The 23259-nt window shown below is 52.9% G+C and carries 24 protein-coding genes, 1 tRNA gene and 1 riboswitch; of the genes, 19 read left to right on the top strand and 6 right to left on the bottom strand.

The features are described 5' to 3' along the window. Window positions 1-18: 18 nt before the first annotated feature. The gene (locus ACJJIW_RS05390) at window positions 19-1494 is read right to left on the bottom strand and encodes a NarK family nitrate/nitrite MFS transporter (protein ID WP_020413728.1); all 1476 of its coding nucleotides are present in this window, start codon (window positions 1492-1494) and stop codon (window positions 19-21) included. Between the two features lie 410 nt (window positions 1495-1904). Between ACJJIW_RS05390 and ACJJIW_RS05385 the strand changes: the two genes are divergently transcribed. From ACJJIW_RS05385 to ACJJIW_RS05330, 12 genes are all read left to right on the top strand, one after another. Then, entirely contained in the window at window positions 1905-3206 is a 1302-nt protein-coding gene (locus tag ACJJIW_RS05385; RefSeq protein ID WP_444936850.1) for an MFS transporter, read from the top strand. Between the two features lie 143 nt (window positions 3207-3349). Continuing rightward, complete coding sequence (locus tag ACJJIW_RS05380) at window positions 3350-4567, top strand: alginate export family protein (RefSeq protein ID WP_282930386.1); 1218 nt, start codon at window positions 3350-3352, stop codon at window positions 4565-4567. 195 nt (window positions 4568-4762) lie between these two features. Further along, window positions 4763-4913, top strand: a riboswitch (molybdenum cofactor riboswitch). Further along, entirely contained in the window at window positions 4902-5879 is a 978-nt protein-coding gene (gene moaA / locus ACJJIW_RS05375; RefSeq protein WP_282930385.1) for a GTP 3',8-cyclase MoaA, read from the top strand. (Overlaps the previous riboswitch by 12 nt.) 4 nt (window positions 5880-5883) lie before the next feature. Then, window positions 5884-6483 (top strand): molybdenum cofactor guanylyltransferase, encoded by a 600-nt coding sequence (gene mobA / locus ACJJIW_RS05370; RefSeq protein ID WP_444936849.1) that lies wholly within the window; start codon window positions 5884-5886, stop codon window positions 6481-6483. 2 nt (window positions 6484-6485) lie between these two features. Next, window positions 6486-7028 carry a molybdenum cofactor biosynthesis protein B gene (moaB, locus tag ACJJIW_RS05365; RefSeq protein WP_108731355.1) on the top strand — a complete coding sequence of 181 codons (543 nt, stop codon included), beginning with the start codon at window positions 6486-6488 and terminating at the stop codon, window positions 7026-7028. 3 nt (window positions 7029-7031) lie between these two features. Then, window positions 7032-7523 carry a cyclic pyranopterin monophosphate synthase MoaC gene (gene moaC, locus ACJJIW_RS05360; RefSeq protein ID WP_282930383.1) on the top strand — a complete coding sequence of 164 codons (492 nt, stop codon included), beginning with the start codon at window positions 7032-7034 and terminating at the stop codon, window positions 7521-7523. A gap of 21 nt (window positions 7524-7544) precedes the next feature. Continuing rightward, entirely contained in the window at window positions 7545-7790 is a 246-nt protein-coding gene (gene moaD / locus ACJJIW_RS05355; RefSeq protein WP_282930382.1) for a molybdopterin converting factor subunit 1, read from the top strand. Beyond that, complete coding sequence (gene moaE / locus ACJJIW_RS05350) at window positions 7753-8280, top strand: molybdopterin synthase catalytic subunit MoaE (RefSeq protein ID WP_444936848.1); 528 nt, start codon at window positions 7753-7755, stop codon at window positions 8278-8280. The genes moaD and moaE overlap by 38 nt, the downstream gene beginning before the upstream one ends. After that, window positions 8265-9047, top strand: coding sequence for a molybdate ABC transporter substrate-binding protein (gene modA, locus ACJJIW_RS05345; RefSeq protein WP_444936847.1), 783 nt, complete (start codon window positions 8265-8267; stop codon window positions 9045-9047). Before moaE ends, modA begins: the two co-directional genes overlap by 16 nt. Beyond that, window positions 9044-9766, top strand: coding sequence for a molybdate ABC transporter permease subunit (modB, locus tag ACJJIW_RS05340; protein ID WP_282930380.1), 723 nt, complete (start codon window positions 9044-9046; stop codon window positions 9764-9766). Before modA ends, modB begins: the two co-directional genes overlap by 4 nt. After that, window positions 9766-10884, top strand: coding sequence for an ATP-binding cassette domain-containing protein (locus ACJJIW_RS05335; protein ID WP_444936846.1), 1119 nt, complete (start codon window positions 9766-9768; stop codon window positions 10882-10884). The genes modB and ACJJIW_RS05335 overlap by 1 nt, the downstream gene beginning before the upstream one ends. Before the next feature lie 100 nt (window positions 10885-10984). After that, a complete protein-coding gene (locus tag ACJJIW_RS05330) occupies window positions 10985-12184 on the top strand; it encodes a hypothetical protein (RefSeq protein ID WP_444936845.1) in 1200 nt (399 codons plus the stop codon). A 54-nt stretch (window positions 12185-12238) separates the two neighbouring features. On the opposite strand, the gene ACJJIW_RS05325 is transcribed toward ACJJIW_RS05330, so the two are convergent. Next, the gene (locus ACJJIW_RS05325; protein WP_282930377.1) at window positions 12239-13852 is read right to left on the bottom strand and encodes an MFS transporter; all 1614 of its coding nucleotides are present in this window, start codon (window positions 13850-13852) and stop codon (window positions 12239-12241) included. Between the two features lie 198 nt (window positions 13853-14050). Here ACJJIW_RS05325 and narL point away from each other — a divergent pair, with 198 nt between their 5' ends. Together narL and moeA are read left to right on the top strand one after the other, a co-directional pair. Continuing rightward, window positions 14051-14716 carry a two-component system response regulator NarL gene (gene narL / locus ACJJIW_RS05320; protein ID WP_108731363.1) on the top strand — a complete coding sequence of 222 codons (666 nt, stop codon included), beginning with the start codon at window positions 14051-14053 and terminating at the stop codon, window positions 14714-14716. Window positions 14717-14757: 41 nt separating this feature from the next. Further along, complete coding sequence (moeA, locus tag ACJJIW_RS05315; RefSeq protein WP_282930376.1) at window positions 14758-15999, top strand: molybdopterin molybdotransferase MoeA; 1242 nt, start codon at window positions 14758-14760, stop codon at window positions 15997-15999. Window positions 16000-16070: 71 nt separating this feature from the next. Here the strand turns inward: moeA and ACJJIW_RS05310 are convergent, their stop codons facing one another. The 3 genes from ACJJIW_RS05310 to ACJJIW_RS05300 form a co-directional block, all read right to left on the bottom strand. After that, window positions 16071-16733, bottom strand: coding sequence for a hypothetical protein (locus ACJJIW_RS05310; protein WP_444936844.1), 663 nt, complete (start codon window positions 16731-16733; stop codon window positions 16071-16073). Continuing rightward, window positions 16723-17070 (bottom strand): hypothetical protein, encoded by a 348-nt coding sequence (locus tag ACJJIW_RS05305; RefSeq protein WP_444936843.1) that lies wholly within the window; start codon window positions 17068-17070, stop codon window positions 16723-16725. Before ACJJIW_RS05305 ends, ACJJIW_RS05310 begins: the two co-directional genes overlap by 11 nt. 864 nt (window positions 17071-17934) lie before the next feature. Beyond that, window positions 17935-18008 (bottom strand) — tRNA-Arg (locus ACJJIW_RS05300). Between the two features lie 191 nt (window positions 18009-18199). Here ACJJIW_RS05300 and ACJJIW_RS05295 point away from each other — a divergent pair. Then, on the top strand, window positions 18200-18622 hold the full coding sequence (locus ACJJIW_RS05295) for a c-type cytochrome (protein ID WP_282934606.1): 423 nt from the start codon (window positions 18200-18202) through the stop codon (window positions 18620-18622). A gap of 514 nt (window positions 18623-19136) precedes the next feature. Here the strand turns inward: ACJJIW_RS05295 and rep are convergent. Further along, window positions 19137-21170: a DNA helicase Rep gene (gene rep, locus ACJJIW_RS05290; protein ID WP_444936842.1), complete on the bottom strand. Its 2034-nt coding sequence runs from the start codon at window positions 21168-21170 to the stop codon at window positions 19137-19139. A 153-nt stretch (window positions 21171-21323) separates the two neighbouring features. On the opposite strand from rep, the gene ACJJIW_RS05285 reads away from it, so the two are divergent. The 4 genes from ACJJIW_RS05285 to ACJJIW_RS05270 are packed head-to-tail and all read left to right on the top strand — an operon-like array spanning window position 21324 to window position 23088. After that, window positions 21324-21542 carry a DUF3565 domain-containing protein gene (locus ACJJIW_RS05285; RefSeq protein ID WP_252084134.1) on the top strand — a complete coding sequence of 73 codons (219 nt, stop codon included), beginning with the start codon at window positions 21324-21326 and terminating at the stop codon, window positions 21540-21542. 2 nt (window positions 21543-21544) lie between these two features. Then, the gene (locus ACJJIW_RS05280; RefSeq protein ID WP_152450565.1) at window positions 21545-21997 is read left to right on the top strand and encodes a YaiI/YqxD family protein; all 453 of its coding nucleotides are present in this window, start codon (window positions 21545-21547) and stop codon (window positions 21995-21997) included. A 17-nt stretch (window positions 21998-22014) separates the two neighbouring features. Beyond that, window positions 22015-22518, top strand: a complete 504-nt coding sequence (locus ACJJIW_RS05275; RefSeq protein ID WP_444936841.1) for a GNAT family N-acetyltransferase — start codon at window positions 22015-22017, stop codon at window positions 22516-22518. A gap of 12 nt (window positions 22519-22530) precedes the next feature. Then, window positions 22531-23088 (top strand): GNAT family N-acetyltransferase, encoded by a 558-nt coding sequence (locus ACJJIW_RS05270; protein ID WP_444936840.1) that lies wholly within the window; start codon window positions 22531-22533, stop codon window positions 23086-23088. Window positions 23089-23259: the final 171 nt, after the last annotated feature.

Genomic DNA, 23259 nt, shown 5'->3' with positions numbered 1-23259 from the left:
TGGATAACTGCTTTCCAATCACTCCACGCTGATCAGTTGCACTGTGCCATCCGGTAGCACTTCGGCGATATTGCCTTTGGGCTCTTCCAGGAACAGGCAGGCGAAGAAGATCACCGCTGCTGCGCCGCAGATAATCAGGAAGAACTGGCTGTAGCTGACATAAGACAGGGCGGTAAGGAAAGTAACCGCACCCACGTTGCCGTAGGCTCCGGCCATACCGGCGATCTGCCCGGTCATGCGACGCTTCACCAGGGGTACGACGGCGAATACGGCACCCTCACCGGCCTGCACGAAGAAAGAGCAGCACATGGTGGCAACTACCGCAGCGGGAATCCACCAGCCGCCGTTGATCTGGCTCAGTACAAAGTAACCCACTGCCAGGCCGCCGATCAGGAACATCAGGCTGCGGCGGCGTCCCAGTTTGTCAGAGAAGTATCCACCGGTTGGGCGAGCCACCAGGTTCATAAAGGCGAAGCCAGAGGCGAGCAGGCCGGCCTTCACCGGGCTCAATCCCTCAAAGGTTTCCAGGAAGAACAGGGGCAGCATAGAAACCACGGCCAGCTCTGAGCCGAAGGTGACGAAGTAGGCCAGGTCGAGGATGGCTACCTGCTTGAAGTTGTATTTCTCCAGCTCGGGCACACCTTCGCGCAGGTGGTCTTTGTTTACATTCCAAATCATACGGGTCTGGAAGGCGAACAGTGCTACCAGCAGTCCCCACATTGCGTAAGTGGCATTCTGGCTCAGCAGGGCTACGCCACTGGGAGACAGTTTGTAAGCCAGCGCTGCCAGTGCCAGGTACATGGGCACATTCATCAGCAGGTAGAAGTAGAAATCCCGCTTGCTGGTCACTTCCAGGCCGCCGCTCTTTTTCGGTTTGAAGTAAGTGGAACCTTTAGGAGTGTTGCGGGCAACGCGGTAGTAGATGATGCCGTACAGGCCGGCGATGATGCCGGTGAGGCCCAGGGCATAGCGCCAGCCGTCTTCACCGCCGAACAGCAGGGCGATGGTGGGCAGGGTCATGGCACCGGCAGCAGAACCGAAATTCCCCCAGCCGCCGTAAACACCTTCTGCCAGGCCGACTTGTTTGGCTGGGAACCATTCACCCACCATGCGGATACCAATTACAAAGCCGGCACCCACAAATCCCAGCAGGAAGCGGAACAGGGCCAGGGATTCATAACTGTCTGCGGTGGCAAAGCCCAAACAGATTAAAGATGAGGTCATCAGCAGCCCGCTGTACACCAGGCGCGGCCCCAATTTATCCACCAGCATACCGATAATGATACGGGCGGGGATGGTGAGTGCCACATTGAGGATTAACAGGGCTTTTACTTGCTGGCTGGTGAGGTCAAACGCTTCCTTGATAAAGACCATCAGCGGAGCGTGGGAGAACCACACCACGAAAGTCAGGAAAAACGCAAACCAAGTAACGTGCAGCGTCTTTATTTTGGGATCGCCCCAATTAAATAAATTGAGGCCGCTGGATTGACTCATGACTATTTTCTCCGGCTTCACAGAACTTTAAAGGTGGATAGGGTCATGACCGATAGTATTTGAGCAGCGCCAGAGGGAAAGCGCGCAAAAGGGGTAAGTGGAAGGGAAATCGATTTGTAGTTGGAAGGGAGTAACCCCTTGGGGTTAGTAGTTTGGAATGGGTAGGGGCGGTTTTTAGTGCGTTTCTACCCCTGTGGGGGTACTTGGCGGAAATTGATAATGATTAAAAAGGGTTTTTGGGAGTAATTGTCGCTAGCCGATTTTTTGTGCATCTTGCCAGTAGCTTGCCTCTGTAGATTTCTCGCCCCCGCTGTATTTCTGTGATCACTTATCTGGGGCGCGGGCTCAATGCGGTGCATAACCGGGGTGGCAATTAATTTTCGACAGCCAATATTTTGGAGATGCCTGCCGTGCAATATACACAGCAACTCGCCGGGCGCGCGCTGATATTTGCCTCGGCCATGTTCGCCGCTAACTTTTCTGTTTGGACGCTCTACGCGGTATTGGGGGTAGAGATTCGCGGGCAACTGGATCTGTCTGCAACTGAATACGGGGTTCTACTGGCTGCGCCGATTTTGAGTGGGGCGCTGTTGCGTTTTCCGGTGGGATTACTGGTGGAATATTTTTCTGCGAAAAAGCTGATTTTATTGCAGATGCTGTTGTTGTTGCCGGTGCTCTTTTTGTTGCCCTTTATCGATAGCTACGGGGCCCATTTGCTGGCGGGGTTGTGGCTGGGTATTTCCGGGGTGTCTTTTGTTTTGGGGATTCGCTATATCAGCCCGTGGTTCGAAAGAGGGCGGCAGGGTACTGCGATGGGCATTTTTGGTGCAGGAAATGCAGGAGCTGCAATTACCTTGGCATTGGCTCCAGCCATTCAAAATTGGTTTGGCCGCGAGTGGATAGGGCCGGCTTATGGAGCCGGGATTATCCTGATGATGGTTTTATTCGAATTTTTTGCACCAGAGGAAACCCGCTATATGCGCAGCCGGGGAAAACCGGATCTGCGCAGTCATTTAAAGCCGCTAACGCAAATCCGGGTTTGGCGTTATGGGCTCTACTATTACTTTGTTTTTGGCAGTTTTCTCGCGCTTTTATTGTGGTTGCCGAATTACTATCTGTCGGTATACCAAGTCAGTACACCGGTAGCAATGGCACTCACCCTGCTGTTTGTGGCCCTTTCCAGTTCACTGCGCGCTTTAGGGGGTTGGTTTGCCGATCGCTACGGTGCGCGCACCGTCAATTGGAGTGTTTTCTGGACCTGCCTGGTCTGTCTTTTCTTCCTCAGTTATCCGCCCACCAGCATGACAATTCACGGGGTGGAACGGGATGTGCATTTAAATATTGAAGTGGGTATTGAGCTGTTCACTTTACTGCTACTGGTTATCGGTATCGCCCAGGGATTTGGCCGCGCGTCTGTTTACAAAGCGCTGCACGATAATTTCCCCGCGCATATGGGGAGTGTTGGCGGTACCGTAGCCACTATTGGTGCCCTCGGTGGTTTTACCCTGCCTGTTCTTTTTGGTATCGCTCAGGACTTAGTAGGTATCCACAGTGCGGCCTTTATGCTGCTCTACGGTGTGCTCGCTATTTGTATGTTGGTTATGTATTTGGCGATTCAAAGAGAAAATTATATGCAGCGTTTACAGTACGCACAGCAAAATAATTTCCTGCTTGAGGAAACCAGCGAAACCGAGGCTTTGCCGGATAGGTAGTGCCCACTACCAATAAGGGATTACGCCTGAGTAAAGGCTAGGGAGTAAAGATTAATTAGGCAGGAAAAAATCTATGGTTTCAGTCGAGTCTGAAAAATTGTAATTTGTCACTGTTCACTCCGTTGTTGCAAAGGAAAAGCGTCATGACCGTTTCCAAATTCCCAAAAATTCTCGGTGCCTTACTGTTGGGGGCATGCAGCACTGTCGCATTGCAGGCCGCTGCGCAGGAAAGTGAAAATGCCACTCTGGTGGATGCGTTGAAATCCGGTGAAGTCGGATTGAATCTGCGTTACCGCGTAGAGACTGTTGATCAGGATGGTATCGATGATGAAGCAGTTGCATCCACTTTAAGAACCCGTCTCAACTGGCGCAGTGGCAGCTACCGTGGCTTTACCAGCTTCCTGGAAATGGATGATGTAACTGCGGTTGGCAATGACAGCTACAACTCCACTGTTAATGGTGAAGATGGATATCCGGTGGTGGCTGATCCGGAAGGAACTGAAATTAACCAGGCCTACATTCGCTACAGCGGTGAGAATTCCATAATTACCGCCGGCCGCCAGCGCATTAACCTGGATGGGCAAAGATTTGTCGGCGGTGTTGGCTGGAGACAAAACGAGCAGACCTACGATGGTGTGCGTTATCAGTATGGCAGTGCCGATAGTTTCCAGCTGGATTATAGCTACGTCTACAACGTTAACCGTATTTTCGGTGAAGACAGTGCTGGTTCCGATATGGGCGGCGACATCCAGCTGCTACACGCGATTTATCCAGTAGCTGAAAACCATAAAATCAGCGCTTTTGTTTACAACCTGGATCTGGAAGATCTCACCGATAATGCCAGCCGCACTTATGGGGTAGATTACAAAGGTAAATTCGGTCCGGTAAAAGCCAACCTGAGTTATGCGCACCAGTCAGATATTGGTGATAACCAGTATGACTATAGTGCCAATTATTACCTGGCAGAGCTTGGGGCTGATCTGGGTCCAGTTGCGGCAAAACTCGGTTATGAAGTTTTGGGTTCCGACAATGACGTTGGTTTTAAAACCCCGCTGGCAACCTTGCATAAATTCCAGGGTTTCACTGATAAATTCCTGGGAACCCCCGCTGATGGTGTTGAAGATCTGTATGTTGGCGGTTCCATGAAAGTGGCCGGCGGCAAGCTGGGTTTGACCTATCACAATTTTGAAGCGGCCGAGGGTTCTGAAAGTTACGGAGATGAGTGGAACCTGAGCTATGGGCGCAAAATCACCGAGGATATTTCCGCTCTGGTTAAGTACGCCGCTTTCGATGCTGATGATGACTCCACAGCGTATGCTGACACCGACAAGCTTTGGATCATGGTAACAGCTAATTTCTAAGCGGCTGAAAGAACTCCTTAGCGAGGCCCCCGGCTTCGGCCGGGGTTTTCCCCGCACCTTGAACCTGATTTTCTGATCTATAAATTATAATCGACTGAAGCTCCACATTTTGATGTCCCTAAAGGGACATCAATTCGAGCGCCAAGGGAGTACCACCTTTGCCCCAAGCATAAATTAACCAGCTTGATACACTGACATCAGTTTAAACACCGAGTCCCGCTACCTAAACAGCGCCATTTTTTATTGACGTTGCAAGGTGCCGGGACCGTGGCCGTACCGGCCACCAGGGTCTAGCGGGAAACTGCGCGGCCTCCCGAAATTGGAAAGGCGTTTAATGTTACAAGACAATTTTGGCCGTAGGTTTTATTACCTGCGCCTGTCCGTGACGGACATCTGCAATTACCGCTGCAACTACTGCCTGCCCGAGGGCATCGGTTGCGGACGTTCCCTGGAAGGGGAAAATCCTCTCTCGGTGGCCGAGGTGGGCACATTGGTGCGCGCTTTCGCTTCCCTGGGTACGGAAAAGGTACGCCTTACTGGCGGAGAGCCCTCCCTGCGCAAAGACCTGGTGCCGCTGCTCGAAGCCGTGCGCGCTAGCGATAAGATTCGCCGCTTAGCCATCACCACCAACGGTTACCGCCTGCCCAGTCAGATTGACGACTGGCACCGCGCGGGCTTGGATCAGGTGAATGTCAGTATCGACAGCCTCGACCCAGCTCAATTCCACCATATCACCGGCCACAATCGCCTGGATAAAGCCTTAGCAGGGCTGGATCGCGCCCTGGCCTTGGGTATCGATACCAAGGTCAACGCAGTGCTGATGCGCCAGTACAACCTGGCCGAGCTGGATAACTTTCTCGCTTGGGTTCGCGAGACTCCGGTGACCCTGCGTTTTATTGAATTGATGCGCACCGGCGATAACCGCGAGTTCTTCGCCAGCAACCATGTCTCCGGCGGCGATATAGAAACCCTGCTGCTGCGGGAAGGCTGGGAGCAGGTGATCCGCACCCGCGATGCCGGTCCGGCGCGGGAGTATTTCCACCCGGATTACGCCGGTCGTATCGGCCTGATTACCCCTTACGGCAAGGACTTCTGTGCAAGCTGCAATCGCCTGCGGGTATCGGCCCAGGGCAAGCTGCACCTGTGCCTGTTTGCCGACCAGGGCTTTGATATGCGCGAAATCATCGCCGATGGCGATAGCGAGGCACTGGCAACTCATATCCGCGAGTTGATAGTCGATAAGACCGCAGGCCATCAGCTGCATGAAGGTTTTACCGGCGCTACCCGCAACCTGGCGATGCTGGGGGGCTAGGGTTATGGCCAGGGCTCTTGTTAGTAAATCGACAATCGGCGTGGTGCTGGCCGGCGGCCGCTCCAGCCGGATGGGCCGCGATAAGGCCCTGCTGGCCCACCCCCAACAGGGCAATTTTTTGCAGCATGCAGAGGCATTGTTGAGTGAGCTTCCGCTGGAAAAAGTCGTCACCAGCGGCGCTCGCCCCGGAGCGATTGAAGACCTGGTGCCAGAGCGGGGTCCACTGGGCGGCCTTTATTCGGTGGCCCTGACAACCGGTGCTGATGCGGCCCTGGTGATTCCGGTCGATATGCCCCTGCTCGGGCGGGAGCACCTCGCAGAGTTATTGGCCGAGGGGCAGGCAAGTGGCCGGCCCTGTTATTTTGAAAACTTCTTTTTTCCCCTGTGGCTGCCTTTAAATGGCGACTGCCTGGATTATTTGCGCCGTGCCGTCGAAGGCAGTGCGCGCAATTCTGTCGGCGCGCTGCTGCGTCACCTGGGGGCCAAATCCATACCCATAAAAAGTGCTGGCGATTGGCATCGCAATATCAATACGCCGGCAGATTATCTCGGTTTGAGTACGCCGGATAAAACTCCAGAAAACAGTTTTTTGAGAGACCACTGATTATGTCCGCACACGCTAGCAAAGAATTTGTACCGCTCAATATCGCGGTACTTACCGTATCCGATACCCGCAACGAGCAGACTGATACCTCTGGCCAGTATCTGGTGGAAGCCCTCAAAACTGCCGGCCATCAGCTCGCAGATAAGCGCATTACCCCGGACGATGTTTACCAGATGCGCGCGGTGGTCTCCGCCTGGATTGCCGATCCCAAAGTGCAGGTGGTATTGGTGACCGGTGGTACTGGTTTTACCGATCGCGACTCCACGCCGGAAGCTCTGAGTCCGCTGTTCGACAAAACCGTCGACGGCTTCGGCGAGCTGTTCCGCCATATTTCCCTGGGGGATATCGGCAGCTCCACCGTTCAGTCCCGCGCGCTCGCCGGCCTGGCTAATCGCACGCTGATATGTTGTATGCCCGGTTCCACCGGAGCCTGCCGCACGGCTTGGGAAGGCATATTGCTGGAGCAGCTGGATGCCCGCCACAAGCCCTGTAACTTTATCCCCCATGTGCGCTTTGCCAGCGCGCCCTGCGAGAGCCGGGGGTAATTTGTGAGCCAATTAACCCATTTAAACCAGCGCGGCGAAGCCAGCATGGTGGATGTTACCGAGAAGGACATCACTGACCGCAGCGCCCTGGCCGAGAGCAGTATCAGTATGAGTGCAGAGGCTTTTGCACTGCTGAGCCAAGGGGCGCATAAAAAAGGTGACGTGCTTTCTGTAGCTCGTATCGCCGGCATCCAGGCCGCGAAGAAAACCTCGGATTTAATTCCCCTGTGCCATCCACTGGCGCTGACCAAAGTAGCGGTGGATTTCGAATTACAGCCGGAAAAACACAGTGTGCATATCACCGCTTTCTGCCGCTTGGCCGGGCGCACTGGCGTTGAGATGGAAGCGTTAACCGCAGCTTCGGTAGCGGCGCTGACCATTTACGATATGTGCAAAGCCGTGGACCCGGCGATGGAAATCGGCCCGACCCGCCTGCTGCAAAAAACCGGCGGTAAGCGCGGCCACTGGCGCGGCGATGCCGCAGATAAGGCGTAAAAATTTCAGAGGTGTAAAGCGATGGTAAAGGTTCTGTTTTTCGCGCGTCTGCGCCAGCAATTGGGCATGGGCGAGACTACCCTGAAGGACTTTTCCGGCAGTATCAGCGAGTTGCGCAAAACCCTATGTGAACAGCACCCGGATTGGAGCCCGCACCTGCAAAGGGATGATATTCGTATGGCCCTGAACCAGGAGCTGGCAGAAACCGGAGCCCAGGTGAAGGCTGGGGATGAAGTTGCATTTTTCCCGCCGGTTACCGGCGGTTAGTGGTGCCAATATGAAAGCCGTTGATCGTATTGAAGTCTGTGAAACGCCCCTCGACGTAGCGGCTGAATATACTGCGCTGCAAGGCAACAGTGGTGATGGTGCCTGCGCCCTGTTTGTGGGTTCGGTGCGGGACTTCAATGCCGGTAGTGATGTCTGCGGCCTGGCCCTGGAACACTATCCGGGCATGACCGAAAAAAGCCTGCAACGGATTATTAATGATGCCCGCGATCGCTGGTCCCTGGGGCGTGTGACTATTGTCCACCGGGTTGGCCCCATGCAGATCAACGATGAGATTGTTTTTGTCGGCGTTACCAGCCCCCACCGTCAGGCCGCCTTTGCCGTCAGCCAATACATCATGGATCGCCTCAAAACTGAGGCGCCTTTCTGGAAGCGCGAAGCGGTAGCGGATGAGTCCGGTAAACCTTCAGAGCGCTGGGTCGAAGCCCGGGCCAGTGATGTTGCGGAGATGGAAAAGTGGTCCGCCGGCTGAGCCTGTTGCTATCCGCTTTACTGGTGGCCATCGCGCTGCCGGTTAATGCGGATAACTGCACCTTGCGGGTGGCGGTAGCGGCCAGCTTCCGCCCGGCACTGGAAGAGGTACTGCCGGAATTTGAGCGTCGCCATGCCTGTGTGGTGCAAATCAGTAGCGGCAGCTCCGGGGTGCTCTACCAACAAATAGCGCACCGCGCGCCCTTTGATTTATTCCTGTCTGCCGATCGCGAGCGACCTGAACTGTTGGAAAAGCAGGGCGGGGCACTGGGCAACAGTCGTCAGACTTACGCCCTGGGTTTACTGGCTCTCTGGCACCCAAAATCGGAATCGAATATCGAGCAGTTACTGCAAACCTGGCCCGATAAAATTGTATTAGCCGATCCGAAAGTAGCGCCATTCGGCAGTGCCGCACGGCAAGCGCTGCAAAGCCTTGATTTGTGGAAGAAAAAACAAACTCAATTGGCCCGGGCCCACAATGCAGGCCAAGCCTATTTAATGCTGGATTCCGGCAATGCCCGGCTGGGCTTTGTCGCCGCCAGCCAGATGCAAGCAGCCGGCCGCGATAACTATTGGCTGTTGCCGCAGCATTTGTATAAACCCATTGAACAGCAGCTGCTGATTCCCACCCAGAGTCGCCGACCTAAAAAGGCACAATCCCTCGCTAACTATTTACGTTCAGGGGAAGTGCAGGCGCAGTTATACCACTTGGGTTACGGTGTTTTACCGACTCAATATCGAAGTAGAGATGGAAGGAGTGGCTCATGAGTATCGCCGCTGCCGACTGGCAGGCCCTGTGGCTAACTTTAAAATTGGCCGGCTTAACTACCTTGCTCCTGTTTATTATCGGCGTGCCCCTGGCCTGGAAATTGAGCCAATGGCAGAGCCGCTGGCGCCACGGTATCGAGGTATTAATTACCCTGCCGCTGGTACTGCCACCCACGGTTTTGGGTTTTTATTTACTGCTTTTATTTTCCCCTAACTATGCCCCCGGGCAGTGGCTGTCACAACTTTTTGATGGCCCTTTGGTGTTTTCCTTTACCGGCCTGGTATTTGCGTCAGTAATTTATTCCCTGCCGTTTATGGTGCAGCCGCTGTTGGCCGCGTTTAATGCCAATGGCCAGCGCTTGACCCAGGCTGCCGCAGTGCTGGGTATACCGCCCTGGGCGGCACTATTAAAAGTTCTTTTGCCGGCGAGTCGCGCCGCTATTGTGAGTGCCTGCGCTTTAACGTTTGCCCATACCCTGGGTGAGTTCGGGGTAGTGCTGATGATTGGTGGCTCTATTCCCGGTGAGACCCAGGTGGTTTCTATTGCTCTTTATCAACATGTGGAGGCGATGGAATACGGTGCGGCGCACCGGCTGGCTTTGATGTTGATGGGAATTACTACGGTACTGCTCCTCGCTGCCCGTTGGCTGGGACATAGTTTGGCCCCGCGCGGATCGAACAACGAGCAGGCTAAACCGGTAATGGGGGTACTGGGCTAATGGAAATCACCTTGCCCCTATTCGGTACTGCGTCTACCACTTCTGATTCTACCGGACTGAGTGTTACAGGGCTGGTGACTCCGCTTAACGCTGCGACTCCCTGGCAATTAGAGCTGCCAGCCTCTGGAATTTTTGGCCTTACCGGTCCCTCCGGCAGTGGCAAGAGCACATTACTGGCTGCTTTGGCGGGCCAGCGTCACTGCCGTGGCAATATCACTTTTGCCAATACGGTTTGGCAGCGCGGACGCCGCGCCCTGGTTACCCACAAAAGAACACTTTCTTTAGGCTTTCAGGATAGCCGCCTGTTTGCCGGCCAGTCGGTGGCAGATAACCTGGCACTAGCCCGCCGTTACAGCCGCAGGCCATTGTCCGAGGAAGAGTGTGGTCGGCAGCTAAAGGCTTTTGGTATTGAACCGCTGCTATATCAGCCGGTGGAGTTACTCTCTGGTGGAGAAGCCCAGCGTGTGGCTGTATTACGTCAGCTTTTTAACAACGCGCCGCTGCAATTATTTGATGAGCCGCTTTCAGCGGTTGACCGCGCCCAAGTACTGCGGCGCCTATTGCCGACCCTACGGGATTTCTGGGTCCGATATCCGGCACTGGTAATCTGGACCAGTCACGACTTTGATGAAATCCAGCTTCTGGCCCAGCGCTGTTTGTGGATGGATTCTGCCAATTTGTCCGCACCACTTCCTTTACCTGAAATTGCCCAGCGCCTGGATAGCCACGGCGTAGGGGATAGCTGTCGCAGCCGGATTGAAGCGCGAGTGGAAGCCCTAAGCGATGGTTTGCTCACTTTGGATTTAGGTGGGATTTCCATCTTTGCAGATAGGGTGACAGGCCATTATCGAAAAGGCGATACCGCAGCTTTTCTGCTGGAAGCTGGAGATATCAGCCTTAGTGTGGAGAAGCCGGGACTTTCCAGTATCCTCAATTGCCTGCCGGTAACTTTAGTTGCTAAGCAGAACCTTACCGATGGCCGCATTCGCCTGCAGTTAGCTGCTGCTGATCAGGTGTTCTACGCAGATATTTCCCGTCTCTCCTGCGAGCGCCTAGAACTGCGTGAAGGCACTACCTACTTTGCCCAGTTTAAGGCCGGTAGTCTTGCCGGTTTGTAAGTAGTTTCAGGGTAATTTCTGAAAGTGCATCTCTTCAATCCCTAAAACCCCAGCAATTTTTTTGCTAAGTTTGAATACTAGCTAACTTAGTGGTGCTCCTATGGGCGTTCTGTTGGGAATTTCCCTCTTTAACGAGAGCGATAAGTTTTACCGGGAAAAAGCACAGGTCGAGGGCTTACCTTTAGCGAAAGCTGTGACCATTGAGGATCTACACCCGGTACTTACTCGCTGCATAGAAGAAGGCGGGCACAACTATCGAGTAAGCCGCCTGGAATCGGGTGGGCTGGAAATTGTCGAGCTACCTGAGGATTGTGAGCCCTACCGGGTCGATGCTTTCCGCTATCAGCTTCGCCGAAAGGGCGACGCTATCGTTATCCACTCTACTTACAAAGACGATGCCTTGTACTTTCATCTGGCTTGCCGCGCAGCCAGTGGGCAGAAAGTTAAGATAGATTTCCACGGCGAGCACCCGTTCTATAACTACGACTCCATAGTGGAATACCAGGGTGGTAACTACCATCTGGCCTATTTTTTTGATCTTCAACATTTACCCGGTTATATCAAAGAGCATTGCCGGCGATTTATACACTGCCCGGAGTATTGGTCCTTTACCTTCTTTATTCCGTATTTGGGCAAGGTAGAGCTGAATAACCAAACATCCGATTCAGAACAGCCTCTCTACCACCTCGATTTCTATTGCCCGGAGCGCAAGCTAAAAATCTTCCAGTTGGCGATTGAGAGAGAAGGCTCTTACTATTTTCGCGACGCCATCTCGGCAGAAAAGCTGGTGCAATTACTTGAAGATATGGCGACAGAACTGCTGCCAGAGCTGCAAGAAGCGGGTGTTAAGTCTTGCTTGAGCTGCCTTGAAGCTATCCATCAGGTCTACAGTGAAATTGAGAGCACCATTGAGACGGATGACAGTCTTGCCTCAGTTGCGGAGGATCTTATTGGGTACCAACAGAGTATCTGCGGCAGACCTGTCCAATACGAAGTCACTGAAAATGCAGATGGATCTATTACTGTGCAGGCCTACTATCTTCAGGCTCCCGTAGGTTACAACCATACGGTTAGTGCTGAGGATATCGCAGGGGGCCATATCTATCTGGATAAGCTGCACGATTTAGATTTTTATGAGCAGATGTGTATGGCTATTGCCAGGCATCTATGCCCGACGATGCCGACCGTTGAAGACTTGGATGAAGTGACGATCTACTATCGCAGGGATACTGATAGGCAGCTGATTTCCAGCCTGCTTGAAGGTTCGGATATAACGCCGATATTGGTTCAGGTGAAATAAAAAAGGGGAGGTTAAACCTCCCCGCAACAGCGGTTCCCCGCCCGTGAGACCAAATTATGGATTGTAGAATTCACCGTTTTTGCGCAGGTAGAACCAGTAGTTAACTACCAGGCAAACCGCGTAGAAGATGGCAATGCCTGCCAGAGCGTATTCCGGAGTGGTGGCTTTGATCTGCTCGCCGAAGACCTTGGGAATATAGAAGGCACCGTAGGCGGCAACTGCTGAGGTCCATCCCAATACCGGGCCTGCCTGCTCTTTCGGGAACACCATGGCGATGGTGCGGAAGGTAGAGCCATTGCCGATACCGGTAGCGGCGAACAGCACCAGGAACAGGAGGAAGAAGGGCAGGAAGAACTCTTCCGGAGTGGCTGAGCCGTAGGCGGCCTTCATGTAGTAAGCCACACCCAGGGCACTACCCACCATGATTGCAGCACAGATTTGGGTAACCAGGGCTCCGCCGATGCGGTCGGAGATCCAACCACCTACCGGGCGAATCAGAGCGCCGATAAATGGACCCATCCAGGCGTACATCAGGGCGCTGGGGCCATTGTTGTTGATGGTATCGTGAGTCATAACCCCGTCCACCATTACGTGGCTGTATCCGAAGATGACCTTGATAGCCAGGGGGAAGGCCGCTGCGAAACCGATAAAGCTGCCAAAGGTCATGGTGTAAATGACACTCATCACCCAGGTGTGCTTGTTGTTGAAGATACGGTACTGACGCTGCAAGCTGGTTTTAATCTCACCGGGCAGAAGCTTCAAGCCGAACACGGTAGCGGCGATTACCAGTACCAGAACGATTTCCTTGGGCACCCCCCAGCCTGAACCGTTGGCCGCTTCGGGAAGCAACAGCCACAGACCTGTGATTGCGGTGAAGAGGCCGATTCCCAACATCATGGTCATCTTCAACATCGCGCCGATAGAGCTGCCCACATCCGGGGTTACTTCGTCGGTGCGCAGGTTGTTCATACCGAACCAGCCGACAAAGGCCAGTGGAACCAGGAACAGCAGCCATACAAAACCGGCATTTTGAATCCACGCTTCAGAACCGGCTGGTACTTTACCAATCAGAGAGCCAGAGCTGCTCACCAGGGTCATGGGATCGCCGCCAGCAGCGCCGAAAGCACCGAAGGTCATAAACAGCGGTACCAGGATCTGCATGGTGGTAACACCGAAGTTACCCAAGCCCGCATTCAGGCCAAGTGCCAAGCCTTGCTTTTCCTTGGGGAAAAAGAAGCTGATATTGGACATGGAAGAGGCGAAGTTACCACCGCCAATACCAGACAGCAGTGCCAGCAACTGGAATACCCACAGTGGGGTGTCCTTGCTTTGCAGTGCGATACCGGTGCCGAGGGCGGGAATCATCAACAGGGCCGTGGTGAATACAATAGTGTTGCGCCCACCGAACAATCGAATAAAGAAACTACTGGGTATTCGAAGGGTAGCGCCGGTGAGGCCGGCAATTGCCATCAGGGTAAACAGATCGGCTTTGGCAATGGGGAAGCCAAGGTTGAGCATTTGAACGGTAATAATGCCCCAGTAGAGCCATACGGCGAAGCCGCACAGCAAACTGGGAATGGATATCCACAAATTCCGGTTTGCGATTTTTTTGCCCTTGGACTGCCAGAATTTGCTGTCCTCTGGGGCCCACTCGTAGATGTCAGACACGGCGGCCACTCCTCCTCGAAATGATTCGTCCAGCCACTATGGGCCGGGGTGTATCCCTGCTCAATTACCAACAGTAAGTAACCCTTTTGCCCCCGCGCGTAATAGCTACCCCTTTGGGGGTAAGCGCAGGCACTGAGCCCTGTGTTAAAGTCACTGTTCAGAATTAGTACAACTTACAGCAATGAAGCAGGACACCCCATGACTTCTTCTGCCACGGTAATGATGGTTGATGACCATCCTCTGTTTCGTAAAGGTCTCAAGCAATTGTTTGCTATGGAGCCCAGCTTGGAGTTAGTAGCCGAGGCCAGTAGCGGAGAGGAAGCGTTGGAGCTGGCCAAACAGCATGAGCCGGACCTTATTCTGTTGGACCTGAATATGCGCGGTATGGATGGGCTGGATACCCTGAGGGCAATGCGCGCGGCCGATGTAGCTTCACGCATCGTGATACTGACAGTGTCCGATAACAACGCGGACGTGGTTTCCTGTATTCGCGCCGGTGCCGATGGCTACCTGCTCAAGGATATGGAGCCGGAAGATATTCTCGATCAGGTTATCCAGGCCACACACGGCAAGCTCGCTATCAGCCAGCGCCTGACCGAGATCCTCGCCTCCGCCCTGCGCAAGCCGGACAATTCCGGTGCGGATACCCTGTCGACGCTCACAAGTCGTGAGTACCAGATCTTGCAATTGATTGCCGATGGCCTCAGTAACAAGTTAATCGCCCGTGAATTGGATATCAGTGATGCCACTGTAAAGGTTCACGTTAAACACTTATTGAAAAAGTTGGGCATGCGCTCCCGGGTGGAAGCCGCTGTGTGGATGGTTAATCAAAAGCGACCGGAATCGCAAAACCGCAGCCACTGATTTTTCCCAACTACAAAGGAATGAAGTAAGAGATATTGTCCATGCCCACTATCGACTGCTGTAGCCAACCGGGCCTGATGCCCATCGAAAGCGCCCGCGAAAAACTTCTTGAGGCACTGAGCTCAATCAGTGGCACTGAGACTTTGCCCCTGGCACAAGCCGCCGGTCGGGTATTGGCTAAGGATGTTATCTCCACAGTAAACCTACCGCCCTGCGACAACTCCGCAATGGACGGTTACGCCCTGCGCTTCGAAGACCTGGCCAGTGGCTTGCCGCTGGAGCTGATCGGCAAATCATTCGCCGGAGCACCTTTTGACGGTGTGGTAAACCCCGGCACTTGCGTACGCATTATGACGGGAGCCGCAGTACCGGCCGGTGCAGATACGGTAGTGATGCAGGAAAATGTCGATGCCCAAGGGGAGTCGATACGAATAAATTGCGAAGTTCGCACTGGCGACCATATCCGCCGCTGCGGTGAAGACGTAGCCGAAGGAGATAGCCTCCTTAAGGCCGGAGAGCGCATTAGCGTTCCTCATATTGCCCTGCTCGCCGCTGCCGGAGTGGGCACAGTGAAAGTCGTGCGCAAACCGGTAGTCGCACTTTTCTCCACCGGCGATGAATTGCGTCAGCCCGGTGAAGCCCTGGGTAAGGGCGATATTTACGATAGCAACCGCATCGCCCTGTTATCCGCCCTGGAACAGCTGGACCTGGATGTTTTGGACTTGGGTATATTGCCCGATAACAAACAGGCCATTACGGATGCCTTGCAGCGCGCTTCCGAAGAGGCCGATGCCATTATTACCTCTGGTGGAGTCTCCGTTGGCGAAGCGGATTACACCCGTGAAGTGTTGGAGGAACTGGGAGAGATCGGCTTCTGGAAAGTGGCGATGAAGCCCGGCAAACCTTTTGCCTTTGGTTTCCTACAGGGAACCCCGTTCTTCGGCCTACCCGGCAACCCGGTTTCCGCCCTGGTAACTTTCTACCAGCTGGCCGTGCCCGCCTTGAGTGTGATGAAAGGCGATCAGTGGACTGGCCCGCAGACCTTACAGGCGAAACTGTTAAAACCCCTGAAGAAAAAGCCCGGCCGAACCGATTTCCAGCGGGGTGTTTATGGCAGTGATGAAAATGGGTTGTTGGTAGTAGAACCGGTTGGTACCCAGGGGAGCCATATTCTTTCCGGTCTGGCTGCTGCTAACTGCTTTATCGTTTTAGCGCGAGAGAGTGGCAGTGTAGAGGCTGGGGAGCAGGTGGTGATTGAGCCTTTGGGGGTGCCGTTGGCGTAGGGGCTTCCAGCATTACTGGAAGCTTCCAATAAAATTATTTACATCTTCTTATTTGCAAAAGGTTGAGTTGCTCAAATATTTAGCTTGGCCAAATGTAGATTAGTCTTTATTTCTCTTTGGGCGAAGCCGTCATTACTACCTACCCAATATTTATGTGATATTGGGTCTGTAGATACGTTGGATGCTCCACCCGCAACTAAAGCATCATGTAGGGCTTGTTGGCGTATTTTTGGGTTTTTGCTATTGCTAAACACCCAAAAATTTAGAGGCCCCGCATACCCAAGGCTTCTGGCAGCTGCAATTATTGCACTGCAAGTATTTTGATATAGACCTTTATTTGCATTGACCAAAGCTTGGGGTTGCATATCCCGCTCAAACTCGGCATTTAAGTTTTTTACATAAATATTGCCAATGATATCTGCAGGACTGACTCTGAAGTATTCGGATGCTATGGTTACTGCTACGATAATATCAGCAACATTAGTTGCATCAATTTCAAATACCCATAGTTCACGATCAACGATAGCTGCTTTTCTCTCTGCACCTTTTACAAAAAGTTTAAAAGGTGATGCACCCTTACAATAGTTTGCTTTCCAGTCAGAGTATGAGCATAAGCTGGTCCTTAAGACAAAATCTTTTTTGTCTCTGCCATTGTTAAAAATAACATCTACATCAACTTTGTAGTCATACATACCTTCGGCGAAGGTCATAGCACCTCTAGGATTATTGTTCATGCCTCCCTACCTCATCGCAGTCCATTGCTTCAGAAGAAATGCCTATATAGCGGATCTGCTCATCTTCCATTGAGCTGGATGCCGCAAGCATTACACGTTTGTCATCTTTACTAGATTCGGAAAAATCAGCAGGGTCGTATTGCTTGCAGCTTTTCAGCTCCAATATTTTCATACCCTGCTTATCAAGGTATTGCTCAAATAAAGACATAGCGTCTTCTTGGCTGCTGGCTGGAACAAATCCTGTTCCAACCATGAATTCAGAGCCATCTTCATTCATTGGAGAAAACTCATCAAGCGATGCTTTGTGCTCAATAAGCCATACAGATATTATTTCCATTACGTAACCTCCTTGACAAATCATGTAAGGTTTTTCATTTTTAGATTAAATTATCCAAAGTGCTAAGATATTTATACTATTTAAGCAAGAAAGCATCCTTGCAGGAAGCGATCAAGAGAGTACATTAGATTACATTTTGGGTGTGGTCTTCTAAAGCATCTAATTAGTAACTTAATTGTATTATCTAGTGCTTGGCATAAAATTTTTCGTAATAGCTTAATGTATCTACCTATTTGAATCACATAAATCAAATATGAGACAAGAATGGTTTCACTTATGGCCGCTATAAAGTCTTTTGATTTATTGTGAGTTTAAAATTGAAGTGAATAATTCTGACAGGAAAGTTAGCTTCGCCCTTTGGGCTTGGTATTGTGCGGCAGCTTTACTGCTTCCGAGTCCAACCTGAGTTCGAGCGAAATCTGGGAGTTAGCCATATACAAGGAAGCCCTCTTATGCGGGTAGTGTGTGAGGATTAGCTTCGCCCGTTGGGCTCGCTGCTCTGCGGCAGCTTTGCTGCCTCCGAGTCGAACCTGAGTTCGAACAAAACTCTGGGAGTTAGCCATATATAAGGAAGCCCGCTTATGCGGGTGGTGTGCGGGAGGATTAGCTTCGCCCGTTGGGCTCGCTGCTCTACGGCAGCTTTGCTGCCTCCGAGTCGAACCTGAGTTCGAGCGAAACCTGGGAGTTAGCCATATATAAGGAAGCCTGCTTATGCGAGTGATGTGCGGGAGGATTAGCTTCGCCCGTTGGGCTCGCTGCTCTGCGGCAGCTTTGCTGCCTCCGAGTCGAACCTGAGTTCGAACAAAACCCTGGGAGTTAGCCATATATAAAAAAGCCCGCATAAGCGGGCTTTTTTATATACGGCCCGCCCGAGAGGATTCGAACCTCTGACCTTCGCCTCCGGAGGGCGACGCTCTATCCAGCTGAGCTACGGGCGGTTTAATTGGCTATCTGTGCCAATGGGAGGCGGATTATACAGAAGCTGGGGGTAGGGTTAAAGGACATTCTATTGGGTTATATAGTCTTTGGCAGGTGGCGATGCAGTGCTTATAATGCGCCGCGTAGGAGTTTGCGACGATATTTTGAACGTTTGTGGGCCAACTCACTTCGGTCCTTTTGGGGGAATATGATGAAGCGTATTTTGGGAATTGTGGCGGCACTGGCCGTCAGTGTGGCTACAGCAGTGGCCCAGCAGTCTGTCGATGAAGAAATCGCAGAGCGAATTGCTCCGGCAGGTGAAACCTGCATGAAAGGTGAAGAGTGTGCGGCGGCAGTAGCGGCGGCACCTGAAGGTGCTAGCGGCGGTGCTGCTCGCAGTGGCCAGGATATCTACAACGCAAGCTGCCAGACCTGCCATGCAATGGGCGTTGCAGGTGCGCCTAAATTCGGTGATGCCGCAGCTTGGGCACCGCGTATCGCTAAGGGCATGGATACTCTCTATAACAATGCCATTAACGGTATTAATGCCATGCCGGCCAAAGGCCTGTGTATGGATTGTAGCGATGACGAGATCAAGGCTGCTGTGAATTACATGGTGGATAATAGTAAGTAAGCTGTTTCCTATTGAAAAAAGGCCGCTCATTGAGTGGCCTTTTTTATTTGTGGATAATTATTGATATTCATTCTCACTATCTAGGTGCTGCTGATTCGCCGTCAGTGAGTGTTCCTAGGCTGAATTAATAGGGCACCATGGATTTACCGTTGTTTACTGTAAAAATTTTTGGGATCGTAGGGTTACAAGAATATTGAGAAACACTAGGCGGGCTTTAAATGAATCAGGTTTACACAGAAAAAACTAAGACTGGAACTGTTCAGGTCTAAGATAAGGAAGTATTAGGACGTATTGTGAAGGTTGCGACTCCAGCCGAAGTTAAAAGGGCAACCGAGAAGGTACTGGTTAAGTATCGTAAAACGCTAGAGGCACTAAAAAGCCGATAAGATACCTGAGATTCCTTTGAGCAGCTTCGTGACACCTTTGCGGGTCGTTAAGTTGTAGAAAGGAAAAGGCCGCTGAAGGGCGGCCCTGGGATATTGGGTACTTGTGTCGTAGGTACAATAGTTTTGAACTAATCAAACATACTCAACAAAGACCCCAGAGTTTCCTCTCCCTTCGCCTGATTCTGCTCCGGCGTCGCCTTACCAAATCCTTCCAGCAACACATCCTCTTCCGGTAGCTCATCGATAAAGCGGCTGGGTGTGGTGTCCTGAGTTTCGCCGAACTGTTTGCGCTTGCCCGCCAGGGTCATGGTGAGGGTGCGCTGGGCGCGAGTGATACCCACGTAGGTGAGGCGGCGCTCCTCTTCGATGTTGTCGTCTTCAATACTGTTGCGGTGGGGAAGTAAGTTCTCTTCCATACCGATCATAAACACGTGGGGGAATTCCAGGCCCTTGGCGGCGTGCAGGGTCATCAGGCTGACCTTATCGGTGGCTTCCTCTTCTTCCTGGCGCTCCAGCATATCCCGCAGGATCAGTTTGGAGATGGCCTGTTCCAGGCGAATATCCTGCTCCAGCTCATCGTCGGTGCCCTCCATAATCTTGTTGAGGCTCTCCAGCAGCCAATACACATTTTCCATGCGCTTCTCGGCCACCTTCTCGCTGCTGGCGTTTTGCGAGAGCCAACCGGCGTAGTCGATATCTTCCAGCATCTCGCGCAGGGCGCCATTGGCAGTGGTATCGCGACAGTTGCGCTGTACCCCTTCGAGCCACAGGGCGAAGCGATTCAGGCGCTCGTAGCCCTGCTCGTTGATATGCTCCTTAAAGCCCAGCTCCGAGCAGGCTTTGAACATGGAGATCTCGCGGCCCTTGGCGTAGTTGCCCAGGGCTTCCAGGCTGCTGGTACCTATTTGGCGACGCGGGGTATTGATAATGCGCAGGAATGCGTTGTCATCATCCGGATTCACCAACAGGCGCAGGTAGGCCATCACGTCCTTGATTTCAGCGCGGGCGAAGAAGGAAGTACCGCCGGACATCTGGTAGGGAACCTGGTGCTCCTGTAGCTTCATCTCAAGGAGGCGCGCCTGGTGGTTGCCGCGATAGAGCACGGCAAAATCCATAAATTTGCAGCCGCGACGGCTCTTTTGCAGGAAAACCTCGTTGGCGACTCGTTCTGCTTCTTCAGTTTCATTAGCCACCTTGAGCACGCGGATCTCCTCACCCAGGCCGCGATCGGACCACAATGCTTTGTCGAATTCGTGAGGATTGTGGGCAATCAGGTGGTTGGCCACTTTGAGGATGCGGCTGGTGGAGCGGTAGTTCTGCTCCAGTTTGATCAGGCGAAGGTTGGGGAAGTCGGTCTTCAGCGCACTCATATTCTCCGGGCGCGCGCCGCGCCAGGCGTAGATAGACTGGTCATCGTCTCCCACCACTGTGAGGCCGCCGCGCCCGCCCACCAGCAGCTTCACCAGCAGGTACTGGGAGTTGTTGGTGTCCTGATATTCGTCCACCAGCAGGTAGCGAATCTTCTTGCGCCAGCGTTGCAGTAACTCCGGGTCTTTGTCGAACAACTGTACCGGCAGCAGGATCAGGTCGTCGAAGTCGACGGCATTGTAGGCCTTGAGGGCTTCGCAGTAGCGATCGTAGGCGATAGCGATGGCCTGCTCACCGGGGCTCTGTGCCTGCTCCAAGGCACGGCGCGGGGTGAGCATATCGTTCTTCCAATTGGAGATCTGGTTTTGTACCCGATCCAACAGGTCTGTATCCAGGTCGCCATCCCTGAGCATCAGCTCCTTGATCAGGGCGCGGGCGTCTTCCGCATCGAAGATGGAGAAGCCGGGCTTAAAGCCGGCGGCGCGGTATTCTTTGCGCAGGATATTCAGCCCAAGGTTATGAAAGGTGGATACGGTGAGACCGTGACTCGCCTTGGAACGCTTGCCATCCGGGCCTGCCAGCAGTTTGCTGACCCGCTCTTTCATCTCCCGTGCCGCCTTGTTGGTGAAGGTGAGGGCGGCGATATTGCGCGCGGCGTAGCCACACTGCTCGATCAGGTAGGCGATCTTGCGGGTGATTACGCTGGTCTTGCCGGAGCCGGCACCGGCCAGTACCAGGCAAGGGCCATCGACATACTTCACGGCTTCGGATTGGCGGGGGTTGAGCTGGGTCATAGATGGGGCTGCATCTTCGCGTCGCGGAAAAGCGGGAGATTCTAGCAGTCTTGGCTCGAATCATCCCAGTACCAGTGCGAACCACCGGCCACACGTATACTTTGCCATTGGGATTGGCTATAACTGCGCCTTATTCCCTGCTTGTGTAACCCCATGCAACAACCCATCGCCGGCTACCACCTGGATGAAGAGAATCACTGGGTGGCGGAGCTCGCCTGTGGCCACTTCCAACATGTACGCCACAATCCTCCCTGGACCAACCGGCCCTGGGTGATCACTGAACAAGGGCGCGAGTCCATGCTGGGATTCCAGCTCAATTGCAAGAAATGCGATGAGGGTGCACCGCCCGATACTCTCGAAAAGGTTGTATAGCCATGACAAAACTCTGGGTCGATGCCGACGCCTGCCCAGTCGCCATCAAGGAAATCCTGTTTCGCGCCGCTGAGCGCACAGCCACAGAATTGACACTGGTTGCTAACCAAGCGGTGCGGGTGCCGCCGTCGCGCTATATTCGCTCCGTGCAAGTGACAGCGGGTTTTGATGTGGCGGATAACGAGATAGTGCAGCGCTGCGAGGCGGGGGACCTGATTATTACCAGCGATATCCCCCTGGCAGCAGAGGTGATCGACAAGGGTGCTGAAGCCCTTAATCCCCGTGGGGAGCGCTATACCAAAGCCAATATCCGCGCGCGCCTGAATATGCGGGACTTTATGGATACCCTGCGCTCCAGCGGTGTGCATACCGGCGGACCACCGGCCCTTAGCCAGGCGGACCGCAAAGCTTTTGCCGATCAGTTAGATAGATGGCTGGCAAAGAGTCGCAAGTAATTTTAAGGAGAATTGCCGTGGATAATTTGAGACTGAAGCCAATGGAAGAGTGGCAATTCCCAACATTGATGTCTTGGCTACCTGATAGGGAGCAGTGCCAACAGTGGGGTGGTCCCGATTTCAGGTTTCCGTTCGAGGGGAGGTCCTTCTTGGAGGATTGTCGCTGGCCGGAGTTGCCCAGCTACGCACTTCAGGACAGTAGCGGCGATGTGCTGGCTTTTGGGCAGTATTACCAACACCTGGGTCGCTGCCACCTAAGTCGCTTAATTGTCTCCCCCAATCATCGCGGAGCCGGATTAGGGCGTTCGCTGGTAGTACAGCTTGCACAAACAGGAGCCAGAGCCCTGGATGCAATCGAGTGCTCTTTATTTGTCCTGCGTACTAATCTAGCGGCACGGACCCTCTACCAGAAATTGGGCTTTGAGGAAGCGGCTTACCCAGGGCAGCGAAAATGGCTGGATCAGTGCGATTTTATGGTCGCACCGTCTGTAGATTTTCAGCAGAAACAAAATATTGAATAGCGCGAATATTTCATGCCTGAATTAATACAACCCACGACCGAACGCTTACAGCTGCGCCAGTGGCGAGAGGACGATAAGTCTGTATTCGCGGAAATGAATGCCGACCCAAGGGTGATGGAGTTCTTCCCATCATTGCTGACGCGACAGCAGAGTGATGCCGGTGTGGATCGCAGTATTACGCATATTGAGAAGTACGGCTGGGGCTTTTGGGCCTTGGAGCTGAGAGACACCAACGAGTTTCTCGGATTTGTCGGTATGAAAAATGTGACCGAAGATTTGCCCTTCACTCCAGCGGTAGAGATTGGCTGGCGCTTGGCCTTTCCCCATTGGGGAAAAGGCTATGCCAGTGAAGCTGCACAAGCATCTTTGGATGTAGCTTTTAATACCCTGAATCTCAGCGAAGTCGTTTCCTTTACTGCACTACAAAACCTTCGTTCCCAGCGGGTGATGGAGCGGCTTGGGATGCAGAGAGACTCTCTTGTCTTTGAGCACCCTTTGGTCCCTAATGACAGTAATTTACAGCGGCATTGTCTTTATCGATTGAGTGCTGATGAGTGGCAAAAGATTTGATTTGACTGGCCTCGATTCAAGATTTTCAGCGCTCAGATGGGATCAAGCTTTTTTGGGGAGGCAATAGAAACCATAAACTACAGGAAATTAAAATTTTTCCTGATGGCTTATAGTTTTGACTGAATTCAGAGGTTAAAAATACTGTATTAAGTGAAGCTTTTGTTTTTATAT

The sequence above is a fragment of the Microbulbifer maximicatervae (SeqCode) genome, assembly GCF_052467815.1.
The sequence above is the reverse complement of the archived record's forward strand: the minus strand, read 5'-3'. Positions and strand labels throughout refer to the sequence as shown.

Coding starts and splice junctions, on each gene's coding strand:
- ACJJIW_RS05390 (WP_020413728.1), bottom strand. CDS start 1,494: ATGAGTCAATCCAGCGGCCTCAATTTATTTAATTGGGGCGATCCCAAA.
- ACJJIW_RS05380 (WP_282930386.1), top strand. CDS start 3,350: ATGACCGTTTCCAAATTCCCAAAAATTCTCGGTGCCTTACTGTTGGGG.
- moaA (WP_282930385.1), top strand. CDS start 4,902: ATGTTACAAGACAATTTTGGCCGTAGGTTTTATTACCTGCGCCTGTCC.
- mobA (WP_444936849.1), top strand. CDS start 5,884: ATGGCCAGGGCTCTTGTTAGTAAATCGACAATCGGCGTGGTGCTGGCC.
- moaB (WP_108731355.1), top strand. CDS start 6,486: ATGTCCGCACACGCTAGCAAAGAATTTGTACCGCTCAATATCGCGGTA.
- moaD (WP_282930382.1), top strand. CDS start 7,545: ATGGTAAAGGTTCTGTTTTTCGCGCGTCTGCGCCAGCAATTGGGCATG.
- moaE (WP_444936848.1), top strand. CDS start 7,753: ATGAAGTTGCATTTTTCCCGCCGGTTACCGGCGGTTAGTGGTGCCAAT.
- modB (WP_282930380.1), top strand. CDS start 9,044: ATGAGTATCGCCGCTGCCGACTGGCAGGCCCTGTGGCTAACTTTAAAA.
- ACJJIW_RS05335 (WP_444936846.1), top strand. CDS start 9,766: ATGGAAATCACCTTGCCCCTATTCGGTACTGCGTCTACCACTTCTGAT.
- ACJJIW_RS05330 (WP_444936845.1), top strand. CDS start 10,985: ATGGGCGTTCTGTTGGGAATTTCCCTCTTTAACGAGAGCGATAAGTTT.
- narL (WP_108731363.1), top strand. CDS start 14,051: ATGACTTCTTCTGCCACGGTAATGATGGTTGATGACCATCCTCTGTTT.
- moeA (WP_282930376.1), top strand. CDS start 14,758: ATGCCCACTATCGACTGCTGTAGCCAACCGGGCCTGATGCCCATCGAA.
- ACJJIW_RS05310 (WP_444936844.1), bottom strand. CDS start 16,733: ATGAACAATAATCCTAGAGGTGCTATGACCTTCGCCGAAGGTATGTAT.
- ACJJIW_RS05305 (WP_444936843.1), bottom strand. CDS start 17,070: ATGGAAATAATATCTGTATGGCTTATTGAGCACAAAGCATCGCTTGAT.
- ACJJIW_RS05295 (WP_282934606.1), top strand. CDS start 18,200: ATGAAGCGTATTTTGGGAATTGTGGCGGCACTGGCCGTCAGTGTGGCT.
- rep (WP_444936842.1), bottom strand. CDS start 21,170: ATGACCCAGCTCAACCCCCGCCAATCCGAAGCCGTGAAGTATGTCGAT.
- ACJJIW_RS05285 (WP_252084134.1), top strand. CDS start 21,324: ATGCAACAACCCATCGCCGGCTACCACCTGGATGAAGAGAATCACTGG.
- ACJJIW_RS05280 (WP_152450565.1), top strand. CDS start 21,545: ATGACAAAACTCTGGGTCGATGCCGACGCCTGCCCAGTCGCCATCAAG.
- ACJJIW_RS05270 (WP_444936840.1), top strand. CDS start 22,531: ATGCCTGAATTAATACAACCCACGACCGAACGCTTACAGCTGCGCCAG.